This is a genomic window from Alkalispirochaeta americana (assembly GCF_900156105.1).
Classification (GTDB): domain Bacteria; phylum Spirochaetota; class Spirochaetia; order DSM-27196; family Alkalispirochaetaceae; genus Alkalispirochaeta; species Alkalispirochaeta americana.
This window is the reverse complement of sequence record NZ_FTMS01000001.1, coordinates 115024-131031: the sequence shown is the minus strand read 5'-3', so window position 1 is coordinate 131031 and position 16008 is coordinate 115024. Positions and strand designations below refer to the sequence as shown.

Annotated in this window: 15 protein-coding genes; all 15 read right to left on the bottom strand. The window is 59.0% G+C overall.

Annotated elements, in window-relative coordinates:
- Positions 1 to 16 precede the first annotated feature (16 nt).
- The 15 genes from phnE (BW950_RS00555) to BW950_RS00485 all read right to left on the bottom strand — a co-directional run bounded on the left by phnE (BW950_RS00555) (position 17) and on the right by BW950_RS00485 (position 15984).
- Positions 17 to 850: a phosphonate ABC transporter, permease protein PhnE gene (gene phnE, locus BW950_RS00555; RefSeq protein ID WP_234968990.1), complete on the bottom strand. Its 834-nt coding sequence runs from the start codon at positions 848 to 850 to the stop codon at positions 17 to 19.
- A complete protein-coding gene (gene phnE / locus BW950_RS00550; protein WP_076487341.1) occupies positions 847 to 1650 on the bottom strand; it encodes a phosphonate ABC transporter, permease protein PhnE in 804 nt (267 codons plus the stop codon). The genes phnE (BW950_RS00555) and phnE (BW950_RS00550) overlap by 4 nt, the downstream gene beginning before the upstream one ends.
- Positions 1643 to 2434, bottom strand: coding sequence for a phosphonate ABC transporter ATP-binding protein (phnC, locus tag BW950_RS00545; protein ID WP_076487340.1), 792 nt, complete (start codon positions 2432 to 2434; stop codon positions 1643 to 1645). The genes phnE (BW950_RS00550) and phnC overlap by 8 nt, the downstream gene beginning before the upstream one ends.
- Before the next feature lie 75 nt (positions 2435 to 2509).
- Complete coding sequence (gene phnD, locus BW950_RS00540; RefSeq protein WP_076487339.1) at positions 2510 to 3520, bottom strand: phosphate/phosphite/phosphonate ABC transporter substrate-binding protein; 1011 nt, start codon at positions 3518 to 3520, stop codon at positions 2510 to 2512.
- A 264-nt stretch (positions 3521 to 3784) separates the two neighbouring features.
- Positions 3785 to 4774 (bottom strand): hypothetical protein, encoded by a 990-nt coding sequence (locus BW950_RS00535; RefSeq protein ID WP_076487338.1) that lies wholly within the window; start codon positions 4772 to 4774, stop codon positions 3785 to 3787.
- 61 nt (positions 4775 to 4835) lie between these two features.
- Positions 4836 to 5750: a cation diffusion facilitator family transporter gene (locus tag BW950_RS00530; RefSeq protein ID WP_076487337.1), complete on the bottom strand. Its 915-nt coding sequence runs from the start codon at positions 5748 to 5750 to the stop codon at positions 4836 to 4838.
- Between the two features lie 155 nt (positions 5751 to 5905).
- A complete protein-coding gene (locus BW950_RS00525) occupies positions 5906 to 6571 on the bottom strand; it encodes a metal-dependent transcriptional regulator (RefSeq protein ID WP_076487550.1) in 666 nt (221 codons plus the stop codon).
- A 147-nt stretch (positions 6572 to 6718) separates the two neighbouring features.
- On the bottom strand, positions 6719 to 8920 hold the full coding sequence (locus tag BW950_RS00520; RefSeq protein WP_076487336.1) for an MFS transporter: 2202 nt from the start codon (positions 8918 to 8920) through the stop codon (positions 6719 to 6721).
- Positions 8921 to 9006: 86 nt separating this feature from the next.
- On the bottom strand, positions 9007 to 9915 hold the full coding sequence (locus BW950_RS00515; RefSeq protein WP_076487335.1) for a DMT family transporter: 909 nt from the start codon (positions 9913 to 9915) through the stop codon (positions 9007 to 9009).
- A 25-nt stretch (positions 9916 to 9940) separates the two neighbouring features.
- Positions 9941 to 11167, bottom strand: a complete 1227-nt coding sequence (locus BW950_RS00510; protein ID WP_076487334.1) for a cyclic nucleotide-binding domain-containing protein — start codon at positions 11165 to 11167, stop codon at positions 9941 to 9943.
- Positions 11168 to 11245: 78 nt separating this feature from the next.
- Complete coding sequence (gene glyA, locus BW950_RS00505) at positions 11246 to 12532, bottom strand: serine hydroxymethyltransferase (protein ID WP_076487549.1); 1287 nt, start codon at positions 12530 to 12532, stop codon at positions 11246 to 11248.
- Positions 12533 to 12565: 33 nt separating this feature from the next.
- Positions 12566 to 14209 (bottom strand): transglutaminase domain-containing protein, encoded by a 1644-nt coding sequence (locus BW950_RS00500; protein WP_076487333.1) that lies wholly within the window; start codon positions 14207 to 14209, stop codon positions 12566 to 12568.
- A gap of 62 nt (positions 14210 to 14271) precedes the next feature.
- Positions 14272 to 14802: a hypothetical protein gene (locus BW950_RS00495; RefSeq protein WP_076487332.1), complete on the bottom strand. Its 531-nt coding sequence runs from the start codon at positions 14800 to 14802 to the stop codon at positions 14272 to 14274.
- Positions 14799 to 15473 carry a hypothetical protein gene (locus BW950_RS00490; protein WP_143559077.1) on the bottom strand — a complete coding sequence of 225 codons (675 nt, stop codon included), beginning with the start codon at positions 15471 to 15473 and terminating at the stop codon, positions 14799 to 14801. Before BW950_RS00490 ends, BW950_RS00495 begins: the two co-directional genes overlap by 4 nt.
- Complete coding sequence (locus BW950_RS00485; protein WP_076487330.1) at positions 15454 to 15984, bottom strand: RNA polymerase sigma factor; 531 nt, start codon at positions 15982 to 15984, stop codon at positions 15454 to 15456. Before BW950_RS00485 ends, BW950_RS00490 begins: the two co-directional genes overlap by 20 nt.
- Positions 15985 to 16008 lie beyond the last annotated feature (24 nt).

Here is a 16008-nt window from a genome sequence, read left to right as displayed (position 1 = left end):
GCCTTGATCACCCTTCCTAGATCAGCTTGCGCCGAACCATGCTGGTAATCACCTCACCGGCAAAGACCACCATAACGATCACGATCAACACCATGGAGACCGTGTTCCACTGAAAGAGATCGATCGCACCCTGAAAGATAAGCCCGATACCTCCGGCCCCAACCAGACCAAGAACGGTGGATTCCCGGATATTAATATCCCACCGCAGGATCGAGATCGCACAAAAACTGGGAATAACCTGGGGAACAATCCCGTAGGCGATCACGTGAGCCCGGGACGCCCCAACCGACTCAAGTGCCTCGATGGGCCCCCAGTCGATCTCCTCGATTGCCTCGGCGATGAGCTTGCTCAAGAACCCGACCGAGTGAAACGCCACGGCCATGATTCCCGCAAAAGAACCCGGACCGAAGACCGCCACAAAGATCAGTGCCCAGACCAGGGTATCGACCGAGCGGGTTCCCACAATGATCAACCGCGCAAGCCAGAGCGTCACCCTGTTGGGGGTCACCGTCTGGGCCCCAAAGTACGCCACAGGGAGGGCAAGGATGATTGCGATGATCGTGCCCAGTAACGCAATATTAATGGACTCCACCAGGGCGTACAGGATCGGGTTGAGCTGCACCAGCGAGGGCGGGAACATTCGAAACATCATATCGCCGATCTGGGCAGGCGCCGACCAGACCCAGGGCCAGAAGATGTTCACCGTGGAGAGGGCCCAATACATGAGCGCCACCACCAGGATGTAGCTGATACTTCGAACAATTCTCTGCAACCGGGTAAAGCGAAACCACTGGTAGTATTCGGGCCGGGACATCTGTGAAAGCGTGGAACCGTTGTTGCCTGTACTCATTTTGTCAGCCTCCGTAGATAACCGCTGATTCCCTCCGTGACCAGGATGAGAGCCACCATGACAAGAAGAATCGCGAAAGCCGTAGCGTAATCATAGCGGCCAAAGGCAGTGTTCAGCGTTCCCCCGATTCCTCCTGCTCCAACAAGCCCCACGATGGCCGAGGCACGCAAGTTAATATCCAGCTGGTACATGGAAAGCCCCACAAGCCGGGGGAGAACCTGGGGAAAAACTGCATAAACCAGAACGGAAAGAAAGCCTGCCCCGGTGGATCGAACCCCCTCAACCTGGCCAAACTTGATCTCCTCGATCGCCTCGGCCAGAAGTTTTCCCACAAACCCGATGGTGAACATAATCAGCGTAAGGATTCCCGCAAACGCACCAAAGCCCACGGCCGCCACAAAGAGAACACCCATGACCACAGGATGCAAACTGCGGCTTACCACAACAATGAGCCGCCCCACCACATAAACCGGCAGGGGTGCTATGTTCTTGGCCGCCATAAACCCGATAGGAATACTCAAGAGCACCCCGCCCGCCGTGGCTATCACGGTCATTTGGAAACTCTCTATGAATCCCCGTACGATCAGGCGGCCCCGCGAACCGTAATCGGGAGGGAACGCCATGCGAAGCATGTTCCACGCCCGGGGTATCCCGTCCAGGACACGCTGCCAGCTGACCTGCACCATCTGAAGCGCAAAGATCAGGTACAGCACCGTCACCAGCAGGACGGTGTAACGCACCCAGGGATTTTCTATAAAGTGGGGACGCCGCCATCGATACTGCGTAGTTGCCTCACTCATCGTCGTGCTCCGCTGACCCAACTTTCATCTGTTTCTTGAGATCATCCTCGTGACCCGCGTAGATCTGCTCGAGCCAGTCTTCGGTGAGCTCATCGGGGTTTCCGTCAAAGATCATCACACCGTGGCGCAGCCCCAGAATTCTGTCGGCGTACGTGGTGGCCTGGGGAACGTTATGGAGATTGATCAGAACGGGAAGATCCAGCTCTTCGGTAATACCGGCGATAAGCTCCATGATCCGCTCCGATGTTTTTGGGTCCAGCGATGCCGTGGGTTCGTCGGCCAGGAGGATTTGCGGGTTTTGCATCAGCGCTCTGGCGCAACCAACCCGCTGCCGCTCGCCACCGGAGAGCGCATCGCACCGTTTGTTCACGTACTGGGAAAGCCCCACCCGTTTCAGGAGCGCGTAGGCCCGGTCAACATCTTCCTGGGGAAACTTGCGAAAGACACCGCGAAAGAAGCCGGTGTATCCCAGGCGCCCCGAGAGGACGTTCTCCATTACCGTCAGACGATCCACGAGATTGTAGGCCTGGAAGATCATTCCGATCTGGCGCCGCGAATCCTGGAGCGCTCGGCCCGAGAGGGACAGAAGTTCTGTCCCATTCAGCTCGATCGACCCGGAATCGGCTTTTACCAGACGATTGATACATCGCAGGAGCGTGCTTTTTCCCGCTCCGGAAGAACCGATAATCGCCGTAAGCCGCCGGTGATCCGTTGTCAGATTAAGCCCCTTCAGTACGGGGGCTCCCTTTGTGTAGCTCTTCTCCAGGTTTGTTATCTTCAGCATTGTTTGTGTCACTCCATACTGTAGGGGGATAAGGGCGGAGCGGGATATCCCGCTCCGCAAGAAGGGAGAAAAGGGTTAATCGATATCCTCAAGGCGATACCGAACCTGGTTGTGCTCCTGGATCGTGCGTACCGCTCTCCAGTGCTCCTTGTAGGTGATCGGGATAAATCCGTCCACCTCAAACTCGTCACCCAGAGGGGTTCCTGCAAAACTGTAGGAGAAGAAGGCCTCGCGGATTTTCTCCTGCAGATCAGGATGGAGCCGGTGAGCAATCCCGTAGGAGGTCGTGGGGAAGGGATCGGTTTCGAAAATGATCCGCACATCGGCGGGATCAAAAAGCCCCCGCTCTGCCATGCGGTCCACAACCTCCGATGCCACAGGAGCTGCATCGTAGTCACGGGCAACAACACCCAGAGCAGAGTTCTCGTGGCTGCCGGAAAAGACCGGTTCGTAATCAACCCCGGGGGTCAAGCCGTGTTCGGGGAAGAGCGCCATGGGAGCCTGATGGCCGGAGTTGGACGTGGGAGTCACGTGGGCAACCCGCTTGCCCTTCAGATCCTCCAGGCTATGGAGATCGCTGTCGACATGAACGTACATCTGCAGGGTATAACCGAACTGGCCATCGGCACCACCCATAATAGCGATGGGAACGTATCCCGCCAGGTTCACGGCAAAGGGCGTGGGCCCCGTGGAGATACCGGCTATGTGCAACCGGCCCGCTCGCATGGCCTCCACCTGGGCAGTGTAGGAGCTGACACTAAAAAACTGGACGTTTCGTCCCGTCACCTTTGCCAGGTGGTCCAGGAAGGGCTGCCACATATCTTCGTAGATTGCAGGGTCCTCGACGGGAGTATAGGCAAAAACCAGGGTCTGGGGATCAAGCCAGAACCGCTCGTCCTCGGGCATGTCAGCCAGGAGGTCTCCGTCTTTATCACAAAAGAAGGCATCGAAGTGCCCCCGTGCCGCAGGCGGGCACTCCGAGGAGGGGATCGGTTCCAGGGCCGCGCCCCGCTCCCGTGAACCTCCAGCAAAGACCGCACCGGTCAGGGCCAGGGCCATCACTGCAACAACAAACAGTTTCTTCATCGGGTTCTCCTTTTTTGTGGAACAGGAAGGCCTTCCGGAACAGTCTGTTCACGGCGCCTGCTGTTCCTGGAACAACATACTCCGGGACAAGATCATCCCGGAACAACACCAACGTGCCGAATTATACCACGGCTCGTTTCAGAACAGCATAGTTACATTTGTCACTTTCGTTTTTGATTAAAAAATGATTATTGTCATTGCCTTTTCTTCGAAGGGTTCTTCACAGGGGGGATCTCCACGAGAGGCCTTCTCACGACAGGGTTTTCACGAGCGGGTTTTCCTGCTGGCAAGACGGTGCTGTACCAAAAAAACCAGAAGAATCTCCTCCAGTGTTCGTTGAGGCCCCTCGTTCCCTGCGATCCGGCGCCGGAGTATCCTGCGGCTGCGGCGGTGATAAAAGCGGTACATCTCGCGGGGGTCGTCTCCCTGAATGGGCTCCAGGGGAACCTCCTGGGAGAGCATCTCCTGCAGACTCTCACGATTCACAGTGGTGATTCCCCGGCGCTCCATGGTTTCCCGGACCAGGCACACCTCCTCGTGAACAATCCCGAAGACGAACTCTTCCAGAGATTGCTGTACCTCCCGGTTCTCCCCCAACTCGTCCAGAAAATGGTACCACCGTTCCGAAAGAAGCGACGAGAGCCGCATGAGTTCCATGGTTCCCATCATGGTGCCAAAGACCGGGGCGATCTGAAGCCGCGCCCGCCAGAGTTCCACCACGGCAGGCGCATACTCGGTGACGGTCTGATCAAAGCGGTATTCCCAGAGGTGGATCAGCTCCAGGGCCGCTTCCCGGCGCAGTTCCGGAGAGTAGAATCCGTTTCGTTCGATAATGACCTGGTAAACATCCTCAATAAGCAACGAGAAGAGCAGGTGTTCCCAAAGGGCCTGAATCTCTTCCTCGTATTCAGCGAGTGCTCCGTAGCGGGCGCAGACCTTCCTGAGAAAACCGAAAAAATTGAACTTGGCCACTGTGAAGGTTCGCCCCACCATGACCTTGGTGGGCAGCAGGACCGTATGATCGCAACCGTCCCGGAAGAGCCGCTCGATAAGCGTATCCACCGAGTGGATTTCATCGCCGAAATGCTGGTTATCCAGGATAGAGGGATAGCTGCAGAAAACACGGGAAAGATTTCCCAACTCCGACTCCATAAGCCGGCAGGTGGCATACATGGCGGGGTCGATCGTCCTGAGAGCGGCCTTGAGTTTGTCCCGAAGCGCCTGCTCCCGCTGATCGTAAAGCTGGATGTTCATGCCGCCTATCATAGCCGCTATGTCCGAAAGATTCATGCCGTACCAGGGGTGCAAGCGTCAGCTAGAGCCAGCGCTTGTCCATGGTGAAACTGACGGTGAGCCAGGTCTTCATGCCCAGCTTGCGGGTTTTATCCCAAATGATCTTTCTGACACGGTCCTGCCGGCGCGTGGACCATTTTTCCTCATCGTGGATCAAAAAGTTAATCTCCAGATCGTACTCGCGCCCCGTCTTGGCCAGATGGCAGGTGTAATCCTGGAACTTGTATTTCTTGCAGAGTTCTTTTATCAGCTGCTCCACAGATTCCTGATACTTGTCCTCGGGAGCCACCAGAAGAACCTCGGCAAAGTTTCGTCGAAGCACCTTGAAGGGAAGGATCGACGCTGCCAGGGACATCCCCGTTACCAGCACGGGGTCCACATAGGGGCTCAGGTGAGCGTATCCCCGAAACGAGAGGATCAGAGCTACCGAGAACCCTACCAGGATCGTGCCGCTCAGGATCCCGTCTACAAGCCATTCCTGGGTATCAACCCGGACGATCTCGGAGTTTGCCACCCGGGCGATATGACGCTCGATGAAGAAAATGCCGAAACAGAAGAGGGTTGTAAAAACGGTGTAGGCCAGAGCGAACTCCAGAGCGATCTCCCGGCCTCCCATAAAGAGCGTTCGCAGGCCCTGAACAAAGGCAAAAAGACATGCCGAAAGGATAAACACCCCGTTCACCACGTTGATCAGGGGTTCCAGGTGGGCATAGCCGAACTGGAAATAATCGTCGTCGGGCTTGGAAATCAGAAAGGCCGTATACAGGCTCAGGCCGGTCATGCCCATACTCAGGAGCGAGAAGACTCCGTCCAGAAGAATCGCGTTCGAATTGACAAGACTGCCCACTACCAGGTCAGATCCCGCCATCACCATCGTACCGACCAGCGATATCCGCAACGCCAGGCGTTCGGATTTGAATTGACTGGTCACTGCCATATTCTCACCTCTTTGTATCTGGATGTCTGCACATCGAGATGTCCGCTACATCTTGATGCACGCCAGGCGCAATGTCCAACGAGCTGAACCTCTGCCCCAAGGACTGACCAAAAGGGCCGACACAAAATTACTGATGTAAAATATACGGGAAGGGACTACTGGGGCGCAACTGCGATACGCGCACCCTGATCAGACCCCAAGGTAAGGCACTCCTTCGAGAGGGCGTGACGAACCGTTATGGTGCCGGCCAGAGCGCTTCGGGTCTCCAGGATAAACTCCTCCCCCGGCGTAAGCCGGTGGGCTTTCAGGAAAGAGAGAAACTCCTCCTGGGTGTCCCCCACCCGGGAGATGCGAAACCGCTGCCCCTCTTCGCACTGGTCCAGGGGGATCGCCCGGGAGTTCTTCACCAGCCCCTCTTCGGAGGGGATAGGTGCCCCGTGAGGATCCGTTGCGGGGTATCCCAAGTAGGCGTCTATGCGCTCCACAAAGCGGTCCGAAACGGCGTGTTCCAGATCTTCGGCATCGTCATGGACCTCGGCCCAATCGTACCCCAGGACCTTCTCCAGAAAGGTCTCGATCAGCCGGTGGCGACGTACCATGGTGAGCGCCAGCTTGCGCCCCTCGGGAGTGAGAGAAACACCTTTGCGAGGGACATACAAGACCAGGCAAAGCCCTGCCAGGTGCTTAACCATGGTGGTGGCCGTGCCGGGAGTTACTTCCATGGCCGCCGAGAGGTCCTTCATGGGGACAAGCGTTCCGGGAAGCTGCTCCTCCTGCTGGTAGATTGTCTTGATATACTGCTCAACCGTGCTCGTGGGCACCCTCTGCAACCTCCCAAAAAACTGGACTCGCCATGGTACCGATCCTGATCACCCTGCGCAAGCCACCCCCCCCCATGGGCAGGTCAGTCCGGTGCAACATCTGATCCTGTGCACCCCGGGATTCATACCGCACCAAAACGGCCAGGCTCAGGACTGGACGATGGCGTCGAGACAATGATGAAACACATACAATCCTGCCAGAGTTCCCGCCGGCGCCAGGATGTCCGGAGGGTGGGCTTCGCCGATGGACCGGGCAAGCCCTGTGACCCAGGGAGGGGCCTGGGGGAGTCCTTCCAGTTCCGCCCGGGAGAAGGCCTGTACCATCTCCCAGAGTTTTTTCCAGTCTCCCTCCCGAAGGTGATCACGCATTTCTTCTCGATGCTTCAGAATCAGGGAAAACTCGCTGGCGTCTTCGATCAGCTCCAGCATTCCCCTGCCCGGGGCCATCGTCTCGGAGCGGAGGTATTCCTGGAAGCCCGGAGAGAATCCCAGTTGCCCCAGGGCGATGGAAAAACGTGTTTCGGCAAAGCTCCGGCTTCCCCGACGAAAGGCCCGGCTGAAAAGCTCTTCCAGGTGAGGCCCCTGGGGGTCGAGGATCGCCTCGGCCACGGCCAGATCCAGCTCCATTCGGGGCGAAAGGGAACCTGCCATCAACCGCCGGATCTGCGGGAGCACTTCGCGGCAATCCAGCCGGGCAAGGCTTTTCAGAGCGATCGCCCCCTCTTCGCGGCCCTCTTCCCGACGGGCGATTTCTTTCAGCATTTCCTCGCTTCGGGTGCCCGGATAGGCTCCCAGACAGAAAAGCGCGTCCCTGCGGGTGTAACTGCCCCGGTCAGCGGCCTCCGCCAGAATATCCTCCAGGAGCTCCGGGCGGGGCGAACGGAAGAGTATGCGCAGAACCCGCTCTCTCTCGGCCACCGAAGGCCCCCGCAGGCGATCCCGCAGGCGAGACGCCGCAATGGGGGTGGGGCTGCGCTCCAGCGAGAGGAGCAAGCTCTCCCGGCGGGAGGGATCTCCCGCGAAATCAAGCTGGTTTGCGTCCAGAAAGGCCCGCAGGTTCCTGATGGAAAGAACAATCTCGGCGGTCTCGCGCAGAGAGAGACTTCTCCCGTCGGGAAGGAAAAAGCTCAGTACCGCCGTGGCGAGAGCCACCAGAAAAGTAAAGAAAAAGGTGAGGCTGTACTCGTGAACCACAAAGGGAACCCGGGCCGAGACATCAGCCAGGATTCCCCCGGCCAACCCCAGGGAGAGCGCCACAACTCCCAGAAGCATGTTTGCCATGGACGTGTAGGGAACGCGATCGCGCTCGGGGATGGATCGGACCAGGGCAGCGCTTTTCAGGGTGAGCAGGCTGCGCAGGAAAAAGAACGTGAAGAACCCCACCAGAAAGTATACCGCCACAGGCAGGGATGCCGGAATATAGGCCCAAACCAGGGCCATGGTAGCCAGCCCCACATTCATGATTATCAGAAGAGGTTTTTCACCCAGGGTATCGGCAAAGGGTTTCAGCCAGTTGTTGGCCAGAATGGACGCTGCGGCCCCCACCAGGGTAAAAAGAATTGCAATATTATCGGGCATCTCCAGAACGCGCCGCAGAAACGCTACCTGGAAGGCAAAGAGCACATGCAACCCCATACCCAGGGCGTGAACCAGGAGGGGCACCACGTGGTGGCGGTGGCGAAGGATTCGCCTGGCCGTCCGTAAAAGCGCCCCCGACCCGGGGTGTTCCACCACGGATCGGCCGGGGATTTTCAGGAGATACAAGGATGCCACGGTGTTCATCACCGCCCCGATATACACGATGGTGATCAACCCGCCCAAGCCCTCAAAAAAAGCAAGGGAAAGGAGGAAAAAACCGAAGAGCTGCGAGGCAAACTGCGAATAGGCCAGGCGAATATTGAGGCGCACCATGGCGCCTCCCATCTCGCGATCCCGCATGACATCGCGTTGCACCGCATGGGCCACGGAAACCCCCATGGCCCGGGTGATGCAGAAAACGGTGAAGATCGTGATGATCGCCACCCGGGCCGCATAGCCGCTGAGGAAAAAGAGCACCCCGTAGAGAATCACCACAAAGCCTCGGATCATCCAGGCCATGCCGAAGAGGCGGGTGATTTTGCACCCCTTGAAGAGGCGCGGCACCACCAGCGACACGACCCCCGTCACGTGGAAGGCTGCGTTGATATAGCCCAGCTCGAGGTTGCTTGCCCCGAAGTGGATCGCCATGAGAGATACAATGGTGTCGTTCAGCAGGAAGACCCCCAGACCGTTCCAGCTGATATGCCTGGAGAAGGAGGAGAACCCCCGTTCCCGCTCGGCAGCGGAGAGTACGGCTGTGCGACTGCTCATGGGGCTATCATAGCCGGGGAAAGAATCTTCCGATAGCCCTGGCGAGGTGTATCGGGAAGACAGGCGACATCAGGAGGTCTGCGACGTCAGGAAGCCGCCGAAGGAAGCGTCTCCTGCCGGGGAAGAGCCCCTCGCCGGAACCCCGCTACCTGGGAGAGAACCATTCCCGAGAGCAACAGTCCGCACCCCAAAGCAGCCCGCACGGAAAGAACCTCCGAGAGAATCAGCCACCCGCCCAGAGCCGCGAAGGACCCCTCCAGGCTCAGAAGGATTGCTGCGTGGGAAGGGGTTGCCCGGCGCTGTGCCACGGTCTGAAGGGTGTACGCGATGGCGATGGACCCCACTCCCCCGTAGAGAATGGGAATAGCAGCCCCTCGCAACCCCGCCGGATTAACAGGCTCCAGCACTGCCGCCACCGCAAGGCTGACCAGGGCAACCACACCATACTGAACCAGCGAGATCCAGAGCACCGGGTAACGCCGGGAGAGGTGATCAATGAGCTGCACGTGCAGGGCAAAGAAGAACGCGCTACCCATGACGAGGAGATCACCGGGATTCACCGAGACCCCCCGCTGAACGCTCAGAAGGTAGAGGCCCACCACGGCAAGCCCCACCGCCCCCCAGCGCAACCCGCCCACAGTCTGGCGCCGAAAGACGCCCAGCACGGGAACCATCACGACATAGAGGCCGGTAATAAAACCGGCGTTCCCGGCGGTGGTATACACCAACCCGATCTGCTGCAAGGCCGATCCTGCAAACAGGACCAGCCCCGTCAGGGCCGCCCCCGGCACAAGCAAGACCAGAACCCTCCGGGAAGGCCGAGCCCGAAGGAGAGCCACCGGTAGCAGAACCAGCGCCCCCAAGAGAAACCGGACCCCCGTGAAGAAAAAAGGGCCCACGTGATCCATGCCCAGGCGTTGCGCCACAAAGGCGAAGCCCCAGATCGCCGCTGTCAGAAGGAGCAAGGTATCGTTGAAAAAAAGTCGTGATTTCATTGGGAGTTATGGCTCCTTGCGGATTTTACAGACGGCTCTGGCGCCGGGCCCGTTCTATCTTCTGCATTTTTCGATAGTACTTGGCCTGCTTCTCGATCTCGGCCCTGTCGGAGATGACGATCCGGTCCTCCAGAACCTTGATGCGGGAGTTCTTGAGCAGCTCCCGCATCGCCTCACGCCCTTCGGCCATGGGAAGCCCCACCATGTTGATAAGCTCCTTGGGCCCGAACTCGAAGGTATAGGCCTCGCCCTGGCGCAGAGGCACCCGATTGCGCTCCAGCTGGATCAGGAGACCGTCGAAGAGGCGCCCCACCTTGTCTTTCAGGAGCGTGTTGGCCAGCTGCTTGTAGATGAACCAGATGCGCTCCGCCAGAAGCTGGGTGAGACGAGTAATGATCTGGGGCTGGGAAGAGACCATGCGGGCGAAGTTCTCGCGGTTCACCGCCAGAAGCTGGGTATCCTCAAAGGCAATCGCGCTGGCCGAGCGAGGTTTGTTCTCGATCAGGGACATTTCCCCGAAAATATCACCCTGTTTGAGCACCGCCAGAAGCACCTCGTTGTCGTTCACGATCTTGGTGATCTTCACCGACCCCTTCTGGATGATATACAGCTCGCCCCCGGGCATCATCTCGGAAAAGATCATGGTGTTCTTTTTGTATATCCGGGTAAACTCCGTCTCGCTACCGTCGAGATACACCGCCTGGGAATAGGGCTGGATCTTCTCAAGACGCTGCCGGGCCCGTTCCGCATGGGGCCCGTTCGGGCAATAGCGCAGATACTGATGGTAGGCATAGTGGGCCTGATTGAACTGGCTCTGCTTTGCATAGAACTCGGCCACAAAAAAGAGGTGTCCAATGTCGGGCTCGGAACTCTGCTGCAGGGTGATCCTCGCCAGGGCCTCATCGAGATAGCGCATGCGCCGGCTGAACCCCTGGATGATCTTCATTGCCACGGGGGTATTCTGAACGATCAGATCCCCGAAGTTTTCCTTGTTTACCGAAATCGCGGAGCAGTCCGTAAGTGCCTGGGCAGTCTCGATATGGCTGTGCCCCGACATGGCAGCAACAACGCCAAAGAAATCACCCGGCCCCAGAACGTTGCCCCCCTCTTCCTGGACAACCTCCACCTCTTTACTGACGCGGACCTTGCCACTGCGAAGAATATAGAAGTGGTCCGCGTTCTGCTTGCCCTCGACGACGATATAGGCATCTTTCGTGAAATTGACTATCTTCAGTTGCAGTGGCGTGGGCATTATCTCATGTTCCTACCGCCCATCAGCATAGTCACCTCCAGGAAAGATGTCAATTTTTCTTTTCGATCTTTTCTGCGTTCACACATGAAGCGGAAAATCCGAGCAGAAGGCGTCCACACGATCCGCCACGGTTTTGATTGTTGACTCGGTCCCCTTGCTTCTCAGCACATCCAGAATCGCCTGAGCCACAAAGGCCATGTCGTCTTCCTTCATGCCCCGGGTCGTAAGAGCCGGCGTCCCCAGACGAATTCCCGAGGTAACCAGAGGGCTTCGGGTATCGAAGGGAATGCCGTTCTTGTTGCAGGTGATGTTCGCCCGGTCCAGCATCTGCTCGGCCTCCTTGCCGGAAACCTCCCAGGATGAGAGATCCACCAGGAGAAGATGATTATCGGTGCCCCCCGAAACCAGGCGAAGGCCACCCTCGGTCAGGTATTTTGCCAGAGCCTGGGCGTTCAAGATCACCTGCCGCTGGTAGAGCGCAAACCCCGGTTGCAGCGCCTCGTAGAACGCCACGGCCTTGGCTGCGATCACATGCATGAGCGGCCCTCCCTGAATTCCCGGCATCACTGCGGAATCGAGCAACTCCGACCATCGTTTCACCCGCCCCGACTTGGCAGCGACCGCTCCTATCGTGTTCTCGGCGTCCTTTCCGATGAGCACAAGCCCTCCCCGGGGGCCGCGCAGGGTCTTGTGGGTGGTGGTGGTGGTAAAATGAGCGTGGGGAACCGGCGAGGGATGCTCCCCCGTTGCCACCAGTCCTGCAATGTGGGCCATATCGGTAACAAAGAAGGCCCCCACCTCGTCAGCTATCTGGCGAAAGCGGGCAAAATCGATCTGGCGGGGATACGCCGATGCTCCGGCGATAATCAGGCGTGGTCGGTGTTCGCGGGCCAGGGCCGCCACATTATCGTAGTCGATCAACTCGGTCTCGCGATCCACACCGTAGCTCACCACGTTGTAGAGCTTGCCCGAAATATTTACCGCAGCACCATGGGTCAGGTGCCCCCCATGAGCAAGATCCATACCCAGAATAGTATCACCCGGTTTCAGCAACGTCAGGTAGACAGCCATATTTGCCTGACTTCCCGAGTGGGGCTGAACATTACTGTGCTCGGCTTCAAAGAGGGCGCAAGCCCGATCCCGGGCAAGGTTTTCCACCACGTCCACGTGTTCGCAGCCACCGTAGTAGCGCGCACCAGGGTACCCCTCGGCGTATTTGTTGGTCAGAACCGTTCCCGCTGCCTCCAGGACAGCATCACTGGTGAAGTTCTCGCTGGCGATCAGTTCCAGCTTGGTCTTCTGGCGCTCGGCTTCGCGACAAATTGCATCGTACAGTTCGGAGTCCCGGTGGCGTAATGTTTCCATAATCGACAGCATAGAAACAAAGCGCCTCCTCTGTCAATTCTGAAGGTCCGGGCGGTGCCACAGAGGAGTGTCTGCGTCGATGACACGGCCTGGCGCTGCCTCGAGCCGCAAGGTTCCCCCGGAGAACCCGTGAGGCCCCTCCACCAGAGCCCCCTGGGGAAAACGCCGGGGGTCAGAGACCCCCTCTACTCGCAGGGCAATACGCCGGTCATCGAGGGCGCCAAAGGTATCGCTCTCCAGGGGCTCCTTGTAAAATGAGAGAACCCGGGAGAACTCGCTTTCCCGGGAATCGTTACTGTACATTCCCGAACCCAAGGCGGTATCAAGGGGGATCCAGCCAACCCGGGGAATGAAGGCCTCCACCCAGGCATGATCCACGGTCTCTCCGCTATCCTTCAGAAGCACTCCCCAGAGCCGGCGGGCGGGGATACCGGCAGCGCGCAGGAGCGCCGCCGTGAGATCGGCGTATGCTCCCGGGGCAGCCCCTTCGCCCTCGAGAGCCTCCTCCCAGGAGTGGGTCCCCTCTGGATCGGGCGTGAGGCGGCGCAAAACTTCCTGGTGAATTCTGCGCGCATTGGGCAGGGGAGGGTTTCGAAGGTTGATCACCCGGCTGCGTATCTGCTGGATCGCCGCCGCCGAGACGGGCAAATCCTCCTGGTCGGCAAGAAAGAGGCGGAAGGCCCGACGAAACCCGTCATCTTCCAGAAGAGCACGCCCGGGGTTTGCCGTGATCTCCCAGCGCTGGGAGCGCCGCTCCACCCGATCAATCCGTTCCACCACCTCGGGCCGGGGTTTTTCCGGCTGATCTTCGCTCTTCCCCTGATCCCGGGGGTGCTCCTCATCCCGGGATTCGGCCTTATCCTCATCCTGCCGCACAGGCCTGGGGACGGGCCGGTACGCCCAGGCACCAGGGGAGTGCCCCCCCTCGTCATCCCCAAGGAGAGAAACAGCACCTCCCGGAATCTGGCCGGAAGTCCGGGGAATACGGGGAAGCAACACAACTGTCGCGTCGGGAGGGGCCGGAAAATCAACACGCTGCCTCAGGAGATACTCCCGGGGAAGCCCCTCTTCCAGAAGAGCTCCTGGAGCTGTCACCTCCAGGGAGACCTCTCCGGGCTGGCCGTTTATAAACAGTTCCAGCTCTCCCGGGGGCAGCTCCTGGGGCACCGCAAAGCGGATCACCCGGTCCGACCAGGAGACGATCCACCACTGATCTCCTCCAAAGGAGACAGGCTCTCCCGGTTGCATCCCCTTCTCCGAAGGGGGGCGAAACTCCAGACGAGCCTGAGCCGTTCGGGGACCAAAGCCGTCCCCCTGGATGGTGACTAGATCCCCCCGGCCTGCTTGCGGAGGAGTGAGCAGGGCAACGCGCAGACGGTTCTGCCGGACAAGCTGCGGGATGTCGTGCTGACTGGTCAGAAAGAGGGCGTTGCTCAGCCCCCCGTCGGTCCGCACCCGCACCATTCCGCTGGGAAAATCCGGGGGCATGGTGAAGACGATTCGGGAGGGACTCCACTCCGTCAAAGCCGTCCTGTCCAGGGCAACGCCATCTACCTCAAGGCGTCCCTCGTCGCCCAGATACCGTCCCGTGAGGGTGACACGATCTCCCTCGCGAACCTGGTTGGGGCGAAGCTCCTCCAGAAGGGGCGGTCGCCGGGCGTTCCAGAGCAGGGCCATAGCACCACCAAGCAAGACGAGAAAGAGGAGAATCGGGAGAATGGGAAATGTCTTTGACCGTTTCAGGATTGATACCGCTCCACAGAGACCTCAAGCTCGATATTGAGATGATCGGCCAGGTCCGTGTCAATCCCCTCGTCGGCCCCGGCTGTACCGGCTCCCAGGGGTAAAAAGATGATGGGTTCCCCCAAACGGATAGGCAAGGTAATGAATGAGGTCCGATAGGTGGTCTCCCCCCCGTCCCGGGAATCGGATATCCAGGTCTGCCCCTGGGCAACCAGGAGCAATTCGTTCTCACTCTCCCAGTAGGGAGTAAAGTCGGCCACCACCACAATTCCCGTGCCGTCCAGTCGGACCCGCACAGACCGCCCCCCGATGGTTGCCCGGGTAAGGTCCATGGACCAGACGGCCTCCTCCTGATCGGGCGATACCAGGCGTGCGTTAATGTGGAGGCGCAACGCACCCTGGACAAAGGCGTCAATGGACTCCGCCAGATCATCCGCCGATATCGCCCGCGCTTCGGCGGCACCGCCCAGCAAAAGAAGGGCCGTCAGAAGAACGATCGGCACAGGCTTGGCGGAAGGCACAATCATTCCGGGAACTCCCCGGTCTGGAGCTCCTGAAGCTGATGCTCCCCATGGGTGTATTCGTCAAGAGGCAGAATTTCCAGATCATGAACGGGATCCCGGCGCACCATGACCGGATCACCCCGGAACTGGAACCGGGCCTGCTCGGGCAGCTGAATGGTGAGTTGTTGCGCCTGACCCTGGTCGTTCAGCCACTGCAGAAACTGTTCTGTCTGGGTTGCGTCCACGTTGACCTGGACATGAATATTCCGATCCTCCAGGGAGAGTCCCGCCAGCCCCTGCCGCGCAGACCCGTCCTGACCCGGAACAGAGGCCCCCTGAAACAACCCCGTTGCCAGAAGCCCCGCAAGAAGGAATACCGCCACGGCCGCAGAGGCCACAGGCAGGGGAACCGAAAGGGACTGTTGCCACCAGGGAGTCCGGAAGGGACGCACCCGAAGCGTGCGAAACACCTGCTCGTGAACCCGTTTTTGCGCCTCATCGCAGAGATCGCTTTCGGGAGGGGTACCGGAAAGAGCCCTTTGAAGCGCCCGATGTCGTATCATCCGTTCCTCCAGGCCTTCTTTCCGAGGAAGATCCCTGCGGAGCAGTTCCTCCTCTTCAGGGGGGAGTTCCCCATCCACCAGGGCAGAGATAACCTCTTCCTGCCGGGCCAATCTACTCTGGAATATGAACATCCTTCTCCTCCAGCATCGACGCCAGGCGCTCCCGCGCCCGATATACCCGGACCTTCACATTGCTCACGGTGATGCCCAGAACCTGGGAAATCTCCGCGTAGGGAAGGTCCCCGTACTCCTTCAGCACAATCACGTCCCGAAGACTCTTGGGCAACCGATTCACGGTCTGCCGAATCAGCATCTGGGACTCGCTCTCAAGCGTGTCGGAATCGGCGGAACGTGACGGCCGCTGCGGCTCGAAAAAGGCTTTCTCAAAGGCTGTACGTTCCCGACCCCTGCGCTTTGCCAGGTTGAAGGCCAGGTTCTTGGCAACCCGGATAACCCAGTACCGCGCCTGATTTTCGTCGGGAAGGGAGAGGCTGTGCTGAAAAAACTTGATGAAGGCGTCGTGACATATCTCCTCTGCCGACTCCTGATCACCAACGATCCGGAGTACCACCCGAAAGACCACGGGGAAGGACGATGCGTAGACCTGATTGAAAAAACGTTGCTCATCCCTGCTGGTATTCATAACACATGGACCCCGGCAAAGGTT

What these genes read in the sequence shown, in the direction of transcription:
- BW950_RS00535 (WP_076487338.1), bottom strand. Translation starts at nt 4,774, where the DNA reads ATGAACATCCAGCTTTACGATCAGCGGGAGCAGGCGCTTCGGGACAAA.
- BW950_RS00495 (WP_076487332.1), bottom strand. Translation starts at nt 14,802, where the DNA reads ATGATTGTGCCTTCCGCCAAGCCTGTGCCGATCGTTCTTCTGACGGCC.
- phnE (WP_234968990.1), bottom strand. Translation starts at nt 850, where the DNA reads ATGAGTACAGGCAACAACGGTTCCACGCTTTCACAGATGTCCCGGCCC.
- BW950_RS00490 (WP_143559077.1), bottom strand. Translation starts at nt 15,473, where the DNA reads ATGTTCATATTCCAGAGTAGATTGGCCCGGCAGGAAGAGGTTATCTCT.
- BW950_RS00485 (WP_076487330.1), bottom strand. Translation starts at nt 15,984, where the DNA reads ATGAATACCAGCAGGGATGAGCAACGTTTTTTCAATCAGGTCTACGCA.
- BW950_RS00530 (WP_076487337.1), bottom strand. Translation starts at nt 5,750, where the DNA reads ATGGCAGTGACCAGTCAATTCAAATCCGAACGCCTGGCGTTGCGGATA.
- phnC (WP_076487340.1), bottom strand. Translation starts at nt 2,434, where the DNA reads ATGCTGAAGATAACAAACCTGGAGAAGAGCTACACAAAGGGAGCCCCC.
- BW950_RS00510 (WP_076487334.1), bottom strand. Translation starts at nt 11,167, where the DNA reads ATGCCCACGCCACTGCAACTGAAGATAGTCAATTTCACGAAAGATGCC.
- BW950_RS00500 (WP_076487333.1), bottom strand. Translation starts at nt 14,209, where the DNA reads ATGGCCCTGCTCTGGAACGCCCGGCGACCGCCCCTTCTGGAGGAGCTT.
- BW950_RS00515 (WP_076487335.1), bottom strand. Translation starts at nt 9,915, where the DNA reads ATGAAATCACGACTTTTTTTCAACGATACCTTGCTCCTTCTGACAGCG.
- BW950_RS00520 (WP_076487336.1), bottom strand. Translation starts at nt 8,920, where the DNA reads ATGAGCAGTCGCACAGCCGTACTCTCCGCTGCCGAGCGGGAACGGGGG.
- phnD (WP_076487339.1), bottom strand. Translation starts at nt 3,520, where the DNA reads ATGAAGAAACTGTTTGTTGTTGCAGTGATGGCCCTGGCCCTGACCGGT.
- phnE (WP_076487341.1), bottom strand. Translation starts at nt 1,650, where the DNA reads ATGAGTGAGGCAACTACGCAGTATCGATGGCGGCGTCCCCACTTTATA.
- glyA (WP_076487549.1), bottom strand. Translation starts at nt 12,532, where the DNA reads ATGGAAACATTACGCCACCGGGACTCCGAACTGTACGATGCAATTTGT.